The organism is Paraburkholderia nodosa, assembly GCF_001718195.1.
In the GTDB taxonomy this organism is placed as follows: domain Bacteria; phylum Pseudomonadota; class Gammaproteobacteria; order Burkholderiales; family Burkholderiaceae; genus Paraburkholderia; species Paraburkholderia nodosa_A.
On the sequence record NZ_MCNV01000007.1, the window covers coordinates 305166 to 318896 of the forward strand.

Consider the following 13731-nt stretch of genomic DNA (forward strand, 5'->3'; position numbering starts at 1 on the left):
CGTTGCAGGCGGGCATGTCGTTGCGCGGCCCAGCATTTAGACTCAACACTCGATTCAGGGCCCCCTGCGGGCGGTGTGCGGGCCATCCGCTTGACAAGCGGGTTGCATGACTTTTAAGTGGCAGAAGTAGCGCCTATCTGCGACCCGCCACCTGCCGAGCCCCCCATGCGCCTCGCTCTCGCTCTTTGCCTAGCCGTGCTCGGCCCCGTCACGGGAACCTTCGCCGCCGACCTGCGCCCGGGCGTGGCGCAGCTCACGCCAGTGCCCCTCGAAGCGGGCACGCTGAATCCGGCAGGCAGCGCCGCGCAGGCGCCCTACACCAACGAAGCGGAAACGCAGACCTTCACCGTCAACGCGGACGGCTCGTACACCAAGCTCGACTCGCTCACGCTGCGCGTGAACACGGAGGCCGGCATCGCACGCGCGGGCCAGTATTACGTGTGGTTCAACCGCGAAATGGCCCACGTGGAGGTCCTCGAAGCGTGGACCGAGGACGCCCAGGGCGGGCGACACGACGTGCGCCCCGAGCAGATCCGCGACGTGCAGGAGGTGCGCTCGTTCGACGCCCCGATGTTCCAGGACGTGCAGGACAAGGTGATCGTGTTCCCCGCCGTGGAGCCGGGCGCGCGCGTGCATCTCACGTGGCGCAAGATCCAGCGCGTGCCGCTCGTGCCCGGCTGGTTCAGCGACTTCACGCCGCCCGACCTCGCGCCCACGCACCGCTTTCGCGTGATCTACGACCTGCCCGCGAAAGTGCCGCTCTACGCCGACGCGCGCGGCTTCACCGTGCTGCCGCCCGCCACGGTGAACGGCCGCACGCGCTACGAGTACCGCTACGACAAGTCGAACTTCGAGCGCCTCGAATATGGCTCGGTCGCCTACGTGAGCTACGGCGACCGGCTGATGGTGTCCACCTTTCCCGATTACGCGGCCTTCGCGACGGTCTATCGCGAGGCGGCGGCGGATCCGACCGTGCGCGACCCGGCCATCGTGCGCCTTGCGCAGACGCTCACGGCGCACGACGATACGCCGCGCGCCAAGGCGCAAACGCTCTATGACTGGGTGCGCCGCAACATCCGCTACGTGGCGATGAATATCGGGCGCGGCGAGATCGTGCCGCACCACGTAACCGACGTGCTCGCGAACCGCTACGGCGATTGCAAGGACCACGTCGCACTCTACGGCGCGCTGCTCGGGGCCGTCGGCATCCGCAGCACGCCGGCGCTCGTGAACAGCGGCACGGTCTACACGCTTCCGAGCGTGCCGGGCTTCGGCGTGATCAATCACGTCATCACCTGGCTGCCCGATCTGCAGATGTTCGCGGACTCCACGGCGAGCAACATCGAGTTCGGCTATTTGCCGTCGACGGACATGGACCGCGAGGCCGTGCTCGCCGGCGACGGCACGCAGGTCCGCACGCCCGCCACCGCCACGACCACGCGCGAGAGCGATCTCGACATCACGGTCGCGCCCGACGGCTCGGCGCGCTTCATCTACCGCTTGCAGTCGGAGGGCTGGTCCGCCGAACAGACGCGCAGCGTGCTGCGCCTGCAAACGCCCGCGCAGCGCGAGGAGTCGCTGCAATGGGAGCTGCGCAACGCCAACCTGCGCGGCAACGCCACGCTCGCCTCCAGCCCGCTCGACGCCACGGCGGGTCCGCTCGTGCTCACGCTCACGGGCACCTTCGACGGTTTCGTCGACCCGGAAATGACCACGCCCGTGCCCACGCTCACGAGCTTCGTGGGCGGGCTCGACGCGAATCTGCGCTACTGGCTCGGCGAATCGCGGCGCACGCAGCCCTTCATGTGCCGCAACGTGGTGGTGACCGAGCGCACGCGCATCGTGCTGCCGCCGGGCATGCGCGTACTCGACGTCCCCATGCCGCAGCACGCCGACAACCGTCTCATCGATTTCAGTTCGCACTACGCGCTCGACCCGCAGGCGAATGTGCTGCGCGTCACGCGTACGGGTCAAACGCATTTCGCGAGCGACGTATGCAGCGCCGACGATTTCGCGCAGATGCGCCCCGCGTTCGAGACGATGGCGCGCGACCTTCGCGCGCAGTTGATCGTCAAGCCGTCGGCCCAGGGCGGCGCGCCGGATAGTCCGGCGAGCGCGCAGTGAGCCGGCGCACGACGTTCACACGGGCCAGAGCGGTCCTTCCTGCATCGCGCCGATCTGCTCGCGCAGTTCGAGAATGCGCTCTTCCCAGTAGCGCTGCGTGTTGAACCACGGGAAGGCGGCCGGAAACGCGGGATCGTGCCAGCGGCGCGCGAGCCAGGCCGAGTAGTGGATGAGGCGCAGCGTGCGCAGCGCTTCGACGAGATGCAGCTCGCGCGGCTCGAATTCGCAGAAGTCCTCGTAACCCGCGAGCAAATCGGCCATTGCACGCGAAGCGCCCGCGCGATCGCCGGGCAAAAGCAGCCACAAATCCTGGATAGCGGGACCCATGCGGCTGTCGTCGAAGTCCACGAAATGCGGGCCGGCGTCGGTCCAGAGCACATTGCTCGGATGGCAGTCGCCGTGCAGGCGCAACGACCGCACGTCGCCCGCGCGCTCGAAGGCCGCCTCCACGCCTTCGAGCGCGAGCGTCACCGCGGCCTGCCATGCTTCGCGCACGTCCTCGGGCACGAAGCCGTGTTCGAGCAGATACGTGCGCGGCTCGTAGCCGTAGGACTGAATGTCGAGCGTGGGGCGTGCCTCGTACGACCTCGTTGCGCCCACGGCATGAATGCGGCCGATGAAACGGCCGAGCCATTCGAGCGTGTCGCTGCGGTCGAGATCCGGCGCGCGGCCGCCGCGCCGCTCGAACAGCGAGAAGCGATACCCGTCGAACTCGTGCAGCGTGCGCCCTTCGAAGGCGAGCGCAGGCACGGCCGGAATCTCGCGCGCGGCGAGTTCGGCGACGAATGCGTGCTCCTCGAGTATCGCCTCGTCGCTCCAGCGCTCAGGGCGATAGAACTTGGCGATGAGCGGCGGGCCGTCTTCCACGCCCACCTGGTACACGCGATTCTCGTAGCTGTTGAGCGCGAGCATGCGGCCATCCGTGCGGCGCTCGGCCGGGATCAGCACGCCATCGACGGCGTCGAGCACGCATTCGGGCGTGAGGCGCGCGTACGGCGCGGCTTGCTGGTCGCCGGGACCGGAGGGGCCGCCCGGGACAGGAGAAGGATCGTAATTCATACCCGCAATTGTGCCTCTTGCGGGCAGTGCCGGCGAGCAATCGCTGCGCACGGCAGACATGATGAACACAAACGCGGCGCACAACCCTGCGACGAGACGCAGGGCGCCTCGTCAACGTGTCACACGGCCCAGACTCAGTGGATCTGCGCGCCGGCGGGCATGACGTGCTCGCCCGTATCGATCAGATCTTCGAGAAAAAAGGGCTCGGTATTGAGCTGCGCCGACGTGCCGGGCTCCCCGGCATACCACGTCACCATCGCCATGTCGCCGAGAATGCGCATCACGATGCCGCGCGCACCCTGTGGCACCGCGATATGAACGGAACGGACAATAGAACCGATTTGCATGATGTTTCCCCGTTACCTCGCTACCTTCGCCGGCTCCCTCGAAGGAAGTCCGGTCGGCATGCTGACAAAAAAACCGATGCGCACGATCAGTTGCGCGCGCATCCAAACCCGCCTCGGGCGACCCGCTCTCGCCGCGCGCTTAAGCACGGCCGGACCCTTGGCAACCCCATTGTTGCCTGTTTGAGCGCGCGAGCAAAGCGAAAAAATAGGGGGGTGTATCAACGGCGGCATGCATTTGGCGCCTCGTGCCGCCACAGCCCCGCCCCGCTTCGCTCCCGCATCTTACGAAAACCTGACTGTAACAGATGGTAAACCCCATTCTTCGCGACCTTGCTAGGGCAGTCCCTGAAAAAGTACGCTGATGCAAGGTGAGTGGCGCTATAGTCCTGTCCCAACCGTGCACCACAAAGGCCCGGCGCAGCACAGGCAAAGACCGCACGCGCGCCACAACAGCCCGCCACGATACCGATAACCTGAACGCTCGCCACCGCGGCCAGACCAGCCGCGCGAGCCAGACTCCGCCACCAGCGAAGGAACCCGCCGTTCCATGTGGATCGTTCGACTCGCGCTCAAGCGCCCGTACACGTTCGTCGTGCTCGCGTTGCTGCTTTTGATCGTCGGGCCGCTGACGATCCTGCGCACGCCCACGGACATCTTCCCGAACATCGACATTCCGGTGCTCTCGGTGATCTGGACCTACACGGGTCTGCCCGCCGACGAGATGGAAAAGCGCATCGTGCTCAACTACGAGCGCGGCCTTTCCGTGGCGGTGAACGATATCGAGCACACCGAATCGACGTCGCTGAACGGCATTGCGGTCGTGAAGATCTTCTTCCAGCCGCATGCCAATATCCAGGAAGCGCTCGCCGAAGTCACGGCGCTGTCACAGGCGCAGTTGCGCTCGCTGCCGCCCGGCATCCAGCCGCCGTTCATCCTGCGCTACAACGCCTCGACGGTGCCGATCCTGCGCCTGTCGCTGTCTTCGCCGCAGCTGACCGAGCAGGAACTGTTCGACTACGGTAACAACTTCCTGAAGACGCAGCTGGCGACCGTGCCGGGCGCCTCCGCGCCGCTGCCCTATGGCGGCAAGCAGCGGCAGATCATGGTCGACATCAACCAGCGCGCGCTGCAGCAGCACAATCTCTCGCCCATGGACGTGGTGAACGCGATCAGCGCGCAAAACCTCATCCTGCCTTCGGGCACGGCCAAAATCGGTGCAACCGAATATTCGGTGACGATGAATGCAAGCCCCGAGAGCTTAGCGGGCCTGAACGACATTCCCGTGAAAACCACGGAGAGCGGCACGATCTACATCCGCGACGTGGCGCACGTGCGCGACGGCTATGTGCCGCAAACCAATATCGTGCGCGTGGACGGACAACGCGCGTCACTTCTCACCATCAACAAGAGCGGCAACACGTCGACGCTGGAGATCGTCGATCGCATCAAGGAAATGATGCCGACGCTGCGCAATCTCGTGCCACCGTCGCTCAATATCGATCCGGTCGCCGACCAGTCGCTGTTCGTGCGCGCCTCCGTGCAGGGCGTGCTGCGCGAAGCGCTCATCGCCGCCGCGCTCACGGCGCTCATGATCCTGCTGTTTCTCGGCAACTGGCGCGCCACGCTCATCATCGCGATCTCGATTCCGCTGTCGATGATCACCTCGGTCATCGTTCTCGCGGCGCTCGGCGAGACCATCAACATCATGACGCTGGGCGGGCTCGCGCTCGCGGTCGGCATTCTGGTTGACGACGCAACGGTCGCGATCGAGAACATCAGCCAGCAACTGGAGCAAGGCAAGACGCTGGAACAGGCGATTCTCGACGGCGCGCATCAGATCGCGATCCCCACGCTCGTCTCCACGCTCTCCATCTGCATCGTGTTCGTGCCGATGTTCCTGCTCACGGGCGTGGCGCATTACCTCTTCATTCCGCTCGCGGAAGCCGTGGTGTTTGCGATGCTGGCGTCGTACTTCTTCTCGCGTACGCTCGTTCCCACGCTCGCGAAGTACCTGATGCGCCACCATCGCAAGGCCGCCGACCTGCATCACACGCATGGCGCGACGCGCAATCCGTTCATGCGCGTGCACCTCGCGTTCGAGCGCGGCTTCGAGGGGCTGCGCGAGCGCTATCGCGGGTTTCTCACGGCGCGCGTGAAGCATCCCGTGTGGTTCGTGGTGGCGTTTCTCGCCTGCTGTGGCGCGTCGTTGCTGCTCATGCCGTTCCTCGGGCGCGACTTCTTTCCGCAGGTCGATGCGGGCACCATCGCGCTGCACGTGCGCGCGAAGACCGGTATGCGTGTGGAAGAAACCGCCGTGCTCGTCGACCGTATCGACAAGCGCGTGCGCACGCTGATTCCGCCGGGTGAGCTGCATTCGATCATCGACAACATCGGCCTGCCGGTCTCGGGCATCAACCTCTCGTACAGCAACACGGGCACCATCGGCACGTCCGACGCGGACGTGCTGATCTCGCTGAACGAGGACCATCACCCCACCGCCGGCTACGTGCGCCTCCTGCGGCACACGCTCAACGACGAGTTTCCGGGCGTGCAATTCGCCTTCCTGCCCGCCGATATCGTGAGCCAGACGCTGAACTTCGGCATGCCCTCGCCCATCGATGTGCAGATCGTCGGGCGCGACGTGGCCGGCAACCGCGCGTTCGCGGCGAAGCTGCTCGCTCGGTTGCGCGGCGTGCCCGGTTTCGTCGACGCGCGCATCCAGCAGCCCGCGGACCTGCCGCGCATCTTCATCGACGTGGACCGCACGCGCGCGCAGCAGGCGGGCTTCACGCAGAAGGACGTGGCGAGTGACCTGCTCATCACACTCTCGGGCAGCCAGCAGACCACCCCCACGTTCTGGCTCAACCCGATCAACGGCGTGAGCTACAACGTCGTCACCGAAGCCCCGCAATACACGATCGATTCGCTGCAATCGCTTGCCAACATTCCGCTCACCGCGAACGGGCGCAGCAACATACTCGGCTCGCTCGCGAGCATGCAGCGCATCTCGGGCGACGCGGTGGTCACGCACTACAACGCGCAGACCACCATCGACATTTACGGCACCGCCGACGGGCGCGACCTGGGCGCCGTTTCCGACGACATCGCGAAGATCGTCGACCAGACGCGCGGCGAGCTGCCGAAGACGTCGAGCATCAAGCTGCGCGGCCAGGTGCAGACGATGAACGATTCGTTCTCCGGACTGTTCGGCGGGCTCGTCTTCGCGATCGTGCTCGTGTATCTGCTGATCGTCGTGAACTTCCAGTCGTGGCTCGATCCGTTCATCATCATCACGGCGCTGCCGGGCGCGCTCGCGGGCATCGTCTGGATGCTGTTCCTCACGCACACCACGCTGTCCATTCCCGCGCTCACGGGCGCGATCATGTGTATCGGCATCGCCACGGCGAACTCCATTCTCGTCATCAGCTTCGCGCGCGAGCAGTTGCGCCTGCACGGCGATGCGGCGCGCGCCGCGATCGAAGCGGGCTACACGCGCTTTCGCCCCGTGCTCATGACCGCGCTCGCCATGGTGATCGGCATGGTGCCGATGGCCATCGGCCTGGGCGAAGGCGGCGAGCAGAACGCACCGCTCGGGCGCGCCGTGATCGGCGGCCTCGCGGTGGGCACGCTCGCCACGCTGATCTTCGTCCCTGTGGTGTTCTCGCTCATCTACCGCAAGCTCGGCGAGCGCCGCCAGCGCGCCAGTGAAAACGTGGTGCCCAAATCATGAATACCCTGTCATGACGAATCATTCGCAAACGCCTTCGCCGCAAGAGCCGTCGCCTCATCGATCGCGGCGCTGGCCCCTTGTGCTCGCCGCGCTCATCGTGCTCGGCCTCGCGGCGCAGGGCATCTGGTCGCGCCATAGCGCGCATGCGGCGCTCGAACGCGAGGCAAAAAGCGCGAGCACGCTGACCGTGCAGGTCGTCACGCCGCAGCGCTCGACGCGCGCGCTCGACCTCGTGCTGCCCGGCAACGTGCAGGCGTTTCTCGACACGCCGATCTACGCGCGCACGAGCGGCTATCTGCGCAAGTGGTACTTCGACATCGGCGCGCACGTGAAAGCGGGCCAGTTGCTCGCCGAAATCGACGCGCCCGAAGTGGACGACCAGTTGCGCGCCGCGCGCGCCGATCTCGCCAACGCCGAAGCGAACTACGCGCTCGCGAAAACCACGGCCGACCGCTGGACGCAGATGCTGCAAACGCGCTCGGTGGCGAAACAGGACACCGACGAGAAAGTCGGCGACATGCTCGCGAAAAAGGCCACGCTCGACTCCGCGCGCTTCAACGTCTCACGGCTCTCGCAGCTGCAGTCGTACGAACGCGTGACGGCGCCCTTCGACGGCATCGTCACGGCGCGCAACGTGGACGTGGGCGCACTCATCGACGCGGGCAACGGCGGCACCTCGCAAAAGGAGCTGTTCCATCTTGCGCAGGCCGACCGTCTGCGCGTGTACGCGAACGTGCCGCAGGCCTACGCGCAGCAGATCCGCGTGCAGCAGCATGCGTATCTCACGCTCAACGAAGAGCAGGGCAAGCACTTTCCCGGCATCGTCGCGCGCACGGCGGGTGCCGTCGATGCGCAGCAGCGCACGATGCTGGTCGAAGTCGATGTGGACAACCGCAGCGGCGAACTGTTGCCCGGCGCCTACGCGCAGGTCCACTTCGCGCTCGACGGTTCGGCCACGCCGATCACGCTGCCCGGCAACGCGTTCCTGTTCCGCCCCGACGGCGTGAAGGTGGCGACTGTCGATGCGCAAGATCGCGTGAAGCTCGTGAATGTGACGCTCGGCACCGACTTCGGCACGCGGGTGGCGGTAGCGGCGGGGCTCTCCGGCGACGAGCGCGTGATCGTCAATCCGCAGGACGCGATCGTCGACGGCACGCCGGTGCGCATCGTGCAGCCGCACGGCGAGCACGAGGCCGATGCGGCGCATGGCGCGAGCGGTGCGAGTGGCGCGGGCAGGAACATGGGCAACAGCGCGCAGGCGCAGGGCGAATGATGAAGCACGCGCGGATTCGACTGTGCGCGTTGGCCATGCTTGCGGCGCTCGGCGGCTGCAAGGTGGGCCCCGACTACGTGCGCCCCACCATGCCCGTGGCCGCGACGTTCAAGGAACTCGAAGGCACGGGCTGGACGATTGCGCAGCCCGCCGATAGCGCCTCGCGCGGCGCGTGGTGGACAATCTACGAGGACGCCACGCTCGACGCGCTCGAAGCCCAGGTCGAAGGCGCGAACCAGAACGTGCAGGCCGCGCAGGCGCACTTTCGCGCGGCGCGCGCGAACGTCGCGCAGCAGCGCTCCAGCTTTTTCCCGCTCGTGACGGCGAGCGGCGACTTCTCGCGCTACCGCACCTCGCAGAATCTCCTGTACACGTCGAAGGCCGGTCAAACGATCAACGACTACTCCGTGGGCATCGACGCCACATGGGAGCCCGATATCTGGGGCCGCGTCGCGCGCAACGTCGAGGCCGCCAGGGCGAACGCACAGGCGAGCGCCGCCGACATGCAGGCCGTGCTGCTCTCCATGCAGGCCGAACTCGCGACCGACTACTTCGAGCTGCGCGGCATCGACCGCGAACGGCAATTGCTCGACGACACGATCAAGGCCTACCGCGAATCGCTCGAACTCACGCAGAACCGCTACGCGGGCGGCATCGCCACCGACGCCGACGTGGGCCAGGCGCAAACGCAGCTGCAGACCACCGAGGCACAGGCGATCGATCTCGGCGTGCAGCGCGCTCAGCTCGAGCACGCCATCGCCATCCTGATCGGACAGTCGCCTTCCACGTTCACACTCGCTGCCGCGCCGAAGGAAGCCTACGCGGTGCGCGCGATCGCGAGCCCGCCGGGCGTGCCGTCGACGCTGCTCGAACGGCGCCCCGACATCGCGGCCGCAGAGCGCCGTGTGGCCGCCGCGAACGCGCAGGTGGGCGTGGCGACGGCGGCGTTCTTCCCGAACCTCATGCTCGCGGTCACGGGCGGCCTTGAGGCGACCAACTTCAGCCAGTGGCTCGTCGCGCCCGCGCGCTTCTGGTCGCTCGGGCCGACGCTCGCGGGCACGCTGATCGACTTCGGCGGGCGCGAGGCGGTGCGCAACGAAGCGCGCGCGCAGTACGACGAGAACGTCGCGCAATATCGCCAGACAGTGCTCGACGCCTTCGGCGAGGTCGAGGACAACCTCGCGTCGCTGCGCGTGCTGGAGCAGGAGGCGAACGCCCAGGACCGCGCGGTGGATGCCGCGCAGCGCACGCTCGTCACCATCAACAATCGCTATCTGGGCGGTGCGATCACCTATCTCGACGTGGTGGTCGCGCAAACCACGGCGCTCACCAACGAACGCCAGGCCGTGGCGATCTCGCGCCGGCGCATGGCGGCGAGCGTCGCGCTCGTGAAGGCGCTCGGCGGCGGCTGGAACGCGGCGGACTTGCCGAGCGACGCGGCGCTGGCCCACCCGGACGATGCGCACAAAGCGCAACCCGCCAGCGGGCCGCAAGGCGCTGCGCCGGCCGCCGCTCGCAGCGCGCAGCCAGGCGCCTCGCGCGCTCCGGGCTAAACGGCCGCGCGGTCACGCCAGGCACCCGGCCTGCGGCGCTCGACAACGCCATTTGCCCAACAGGCGTATCGTTGCGCCTTTGCCATATTGCTGGAGATCCTGTCGTGACTGCATCACCGGGCGCCCCGCGCACTTCCGCGCCCTCCGCCGTTCCGTACATCGAACGCGGCACCCCCGCATTCTGGCGCGCAAGCCTCGCGCTGCTGTTCGCCGGCTACGCCACCTTTTCGCTTCTCTACTGCGTGCAGCCGCTCCTGCCCGCGTTCTCCCAGACCTTCGGCGTGAGCCCCGCGCAGAGCAGCCTCTCGCTCTCGTTCACCACGGCCGCGCTTGCCGTTGCGATCTTCGTCGCGGGCTTCGTCTCCGAAGGCTGGAGCCGGCGCGGCATGATGACCGCATCGCTGTGCGCCTCGTCGCTGCTCACGCTCGCCACCGCCTTCGTGCCGCACTGGCATGAGCTGCTCGTGCTGCGCACGCTGCTGGGCATCGCGCTCGGCGGCGTGCCCGCGGTGGCCATGGCCTGGCTCGCCGAGGAAATGCACCCGGACGGCCTCGGTCTCTCGATGGGCCTCTACGTGGGCGGCACGGCTATCGGCGGCATGGCGGGGCGCGTGATCACGGGCATCGTCACCGATCTGTTCGGCTGGCGTGCGGCCGTGGCCGTGATCGGGGTGCTCGGGCTCGCCTCCATGTTCGCGTTCCGCTCGCTGCTGCCGCCTTCGCGCCACTTCGCGCCGAAGAGCGGCCTCGGTTTCGCGCATCACCGCGCGGCGCTGCTGCGCCATTTCGCGCGGCCGGGTCTGCCCATGCTGTTCGTGATGGGCTTCGTGCTGATGGGCAGCTTCGTCACGCTCTACAACTACATCGGCTACCGGTTGATCGCGGCGCCTTATCACATGAGCCAGGCGGCCATCGGCGCGATCTTCCTCGTCTACCTGACGGGCGTGGTCGCCTCGCCGTGGTCGGGCCGCATGGCCGACACGTTCGGGCGCGGCCGCGTTCTGATCGCCAGTCTCGCGCTGATGCTCACGGGCGTCGTGCTCACGCTGTTCGCGCCGCTCACGGCGATTGCCGCGGGCATCGCCTGCCTGACCATCGGCTTCTTCGCGGGGCACGCAGTAGCAAGCGGCTGGGTTGGGCGCCTCGCGCGCGAAGCGAAGGGCCAGGCGGCTGCGCTTTACCTGCTCGCCTACTACCTCGGGTCGAGCGTGATGGGTTCGATCGGCGGACACTTCTGGGCCGGGGCAGGCTGGGGCGGCGTGGCCGGCCTCGTGATCGTGCTGCTGGCCGTGGGCCTCGCACTCGCGCTCACCTTGCGCGCGCGCGAGCGCGCCGGAGCGGCCTGAGCCCACGCGGCATGCAACGTTCGCACCCGCGCCTCTGTGTGCCGCGCGCCACCGCAATCGAAAGGCGTCCGTAATATTCAGACGACTGGCGATTTGCACGCCGCGCGCATCGCACCGCAGCGGAACTCCGCCTCTGGCGGGCTTTTGCGGCGCGACAGGAGATTCACGGGAAGCCTCGCGGCGCTCACGCGCGCCGCCGCGCTCGCCGGCCTCACCTATACTCGATTTCAGGCCCGGGGCCGCAGCGCCATGCCATCGGCATGGCGACGAGAACGACAACCATTGCGAGCCTTCGTCGCCCATACGATACGCAACCCCTGCATGGGACCGGAGTCAGTGCTGAAGCACTCACTCCGGATCGACAGGAGACAAGCATGGAAGGTTATTTCACGATCGGCGATTTCGTGATGATCATCCCGATGGCCCTCGCTGGCGCGCTCTTTCTTGGCGCAGTGCCGTGCGCAACGGAATTCAGACACAACACGCTGCGCGTGATCGGCGCGCTGATCGGCGTACTCGCGGCCGTTGCACTCGTCGAGACACTGCCGGCGCTGATGTAGCGGACGTCTGCCGTACGCTTCCTACGCACGGCGGCTCGCGATGCGCAGCAGCGCGAACCGACGAAGCGACGAAGCGGAATCCTCGCGGCTCGAAGCGCCGCGGCTTGCGCACACGCGCGGCATTCGCTTGCCCCCTCCTCAGCCGGGATCGACGCCCGGCTGCAAGCCCTTGAACTGACGCAACGCAGCGGCCAGATAGCCCGTTCGCGCAGACGCGCCTGCAGCCTCTTCGGCGTGTGCTAGCGCGGGCAGCGCCGTCCACGGCAGCGTCGGACGCAGATGATGCTGGCGATGCAGATGGTGATTCATCAGCAGCACGCCCAGCGCACGCGGCACGCGAAAATCCCGCGCGCGACCCGGTTCGTCGAGCGCGACGCCGTAGTGCGGCAGGTTGTCGGCAAGCGAGAGCCATAGTCCGCGCAGATACATCGCCGCGAGCAGCACGGGCCAGGCCTTGCCGTAGAGCGCGAACGAAGCCGCATAGAGGGCGAGCGACGCAAGCCAGTCGCGCCGCGCACGGCGGCGCCTCACGGGATCGGTGGCGTGGTTCGCGAAGAGCCGCTGCACCTGCACGCCTTCGCGGCCATGCGCGCCCACCCCGCGCTCGATGATCGTGCGCGCGAGCCGCCCCGGCATGAACGCCAGAAGCGGCAGCAGCAATTCGGCGAGGTAGAGACCACCCATCAGCCGCCCGTAGTACGCCACGCGACGACGCCAGCGCGGGCCGCTCGCCCCATGCGTGTCGTGCACATCGGGGCGGTCGAACGGCTCGCGCGTGAAGCGGTGATGCATCAGGTGTCCGAAACGCACGGCGTCGAACGGCATCGCCAGACCGATCGCGAGCGCGCGGGCGAGCCATTCGTTCACGCGCCGGTCGCGCGCCAGCTGTCCGTGGATACCTTCGTGAATGAGGCCCCAGTGGATCGGCGTGGCGAGCACGACGGGGGCGAGCGTCGCCAGCAAGGCGAGCGTCGGGCCGCCCGTTGCGTCCAGCAAGAGCGGCAATCCGACGAGTTCGTAGCAGAGCGCGGTGAACGCGAATGCGATCAGCGCGGCGTTGGTGCGAGCCGCCGTTGCGGGCTGGGGCGAGTGGGTTGGCCGCCTGGCGGGTTCAGCGCGGGTGGCGGACGGGGAAAGCGCTTCAGTTTCGGCGCTCAAGAACTCCATGGTGATTCCTCGCGGCAAAGGCTGCCGCGACGTTAGCAGGGCCACATGACAAAGCGAAGAACGGCGCGCCGCGCGGCCACGGCCGATGTAAGGCCTATCGTTCGCGCATAAAAAATCTATGGTCACCCCCGTTTTTGCAACCTTGATCGTTGACGTTGTGGTTGGCTTGCCTAAATCTATCCGGCGTCGTTGTGGGGATCACTCCCCGCGCCACGATGAGAGTCGCGCCTGATGGTCCTTAAAACCGCCGCGGCTTCGAGAGCCGATTTTTTTGACAGGTTGTCCGTCAGGCCGGTATGCCGTTCACGTCATCAAAGTTCAGCGGTCGCAAAACCAGGTGGGGGACTGCGGTAAAGCGTGGTTGGGGATCGGGCGCTCAGGCCGGCGCGTTGAGGCCCGGTCGCGCATCGAACGTGCCGTGGCGAGTCGCCAGTGCCCAGGCGGTGCGCGCCAGCTTGTTCGCCAGCGCGCAGGCCACGACGTTCGAGTGTCGGCGCGTGAGCATGGCGCGCACCCACTCGGCGAGCCGGCCACTCTGCCGATGGAGCTGCTGCATGTAGACGCGGGCGCAC

At 67.2% G+C, this 13731-nt stretch carries 9 protein-coding genes and 1 pseudogene; 6 read left to right on the forward strand and 4 right to left on the reverse strand.

Annotation, left to right across the window (positions count from 1 at the left end; all coding sequences use genetic code 11):
- Positions 1 to 165 precede the first annotated feature (165 nt).
- Entirely contained in the window at positions 166 to 2124 is a 1959-nt protein-coding gene (locus BFD71_RS15570; RefSeq protein WP_083245286.1) for a DUF3857 domain-containing transglutaminase family protein, read from the forward strand.
- A gap of 15 nt (positions 2125 to 2139) precedes the next feature.
- Here the strand turns inward: BFD71_RS15570 and BFD71_RS15575 are convergent, their stop codons facing one another.
- Positions 2140 to 3192 (reverse strand): serine/threonine protein kinase, encoded by a 1053-nt coding sequence (locus BFD71_RS15575; RefSeq protein ID WP_370684283.1) that lies wholly within the window; start codon positions 3190 to 3192, stop codon positions 2140 to 2142.
- 125 nt (positions 3193 to 3317) lie between these two features.
- On the reverse strand, positions 3318 to 3530 hold the full coding sequence (locus BFD71_RS15580; RefSeq protein ID WP_069265225.1) for a hypothetical protein: 213 nt from the start codon (positions 3528 to 3530) through the stop codon (positions 3318 to 3320).
- 547 nt (positions 3531 to 4077) lie between these two features.
- Here BFD71_RS15580 and BFD71_RS15585 point away from each other — a divergent pair.
- From BFD71_RS15585 to BFD71_RS15605, 5 genes are all read left to right on the forward strand, one after another.
- The gene (locus BFD71_RS15585; RefSeq protein WP_069265226.1) at positions 4078 to 7260 is read left to right on the forward strand and encodes an efflux RND transporter permease subunit; all 3183 of its coding nucleotides are present in this window, start codon (positions 4078 to 4080) and stop codon (positions 7258 to 7260) included.
- 10 nt (positions 7261 to 7270) lie between these two features.
- The gene (locus tag BFD71_RS15590; protein WP_069265227.1) at positions 7271 to 8533 is read left to right on the forward strand and encodes an efflux RND transporter periplasmic adaptor subunit; all 1263 of its coding nucleotides are present in this window, start codon (positions 7271 to 7273) and stop codon (positions 8531 to 8533) included.
- A complete protein-coding gene (locus tag BFD71_RS15595) occupies positions 8530 to 10086 on the forward strand; it encodes an efflux transporter outer membrane subunit (RefSeq protein ID WP_069265228.1) in 1557 nt (518 codons plus the stop codon). Before BFD71_RS15590 ends, BFD71_RS15595 begins: the two co-directional genes overlap by 4 nt.
- 104 nt (positions 10087 to 10190) lie before the next feature.
- A complete protein-coding gene (locus tag BFD71_RS15600; protein ID WP_069265229.1) occupies positions 10191 to 11432 on the forward strand; it encodes an MFS transporter in 1242 nt (413 codons plus the stop codon).
- A 374-nt stretch (positions 11433 to 11806) separates the two neighbouring features.
- Positions 11807 to 11992: a hypothetical protein gene (locus BFD71_RS15605; protein WP_028203177.1), complete on the forward strand. Its 186-nt coding sequence runs from the start codon at positions 11807 to 11809 to the stop codon at positions 11990 to 11992.
- Positions 11993 to 12130: 138 nt separating this feature from the next.
- Here BFD71_RS15605 and BFD71_RS15610 read toward each other — a convergent pair whose 3' ends face one another.
- Positions 12131 to 13159, reverse strand: a complete 1029-nt coding sequence (locus tag BFD71_RS15610) for a fatty acid desaturase family protein (protein WP_083245287.1) — start codon at positions 13157 to 13159, stop codon at positions 12131 to 12133.
- 376 nt (positions 13160 to 13535) lie between these two features.
- Positions 13536 to 13731: pseudogene (locus tag BFD71_RS15615) on the reverse strand (IS110 family transposase); the annotation flags it as partial.

Coding starts and splice junctions, on each gene's coding strand:
- BFD71_RS15595 (WP_069265228.1), top strand. CDS start 8,530: ATGATGAAGCACGCGCGGATTCGACTGTGCGCGTTGGCCATGCTTGCG.
- BFD71_RS15605 (WP_028203177.1), top strand. CDS start 11,807: ATGGAAGGTTATTTCACGATCGGCGATTTCGTGATGATCATCCCGATG.
- BFD71_RS15585 (WP_069265226.1), top strand. CDS start 4,078: ATGTGGATCGTTCGACTCGCGCTCAAGCGCCCGTACACGTTCGTCGTG.
- BFD71_RS15590 (WP_069265227.1), top strand. CDS start 7,271: ATGACGAATCATTCGCAAACGCCTTCGCCGCAAGAGCCGTCGCCTCAT.
- BFD71_RS15580 (WP_069265225.1), bottom strand. CDS start 3,530: ATGCAAATCGGTTCTATTGTCCGTTCCGTTCATATCGCGGTGCCACAG.
- BFD71_RS15610 (WP_083245287.1), bottom strand. CDS start 13,159: ATGGAGTTCTTGAGCGCCGAAACTGAAGCGCTTTCCCCGTCCGCCACC.
- BFD71_RS15570 (WP_083245286.1), top strand. CDS start 166: ATGCGCCTCGCTCTCGCTCTTTGCCTAGCCGTGCTCGGCCCCGTCACG.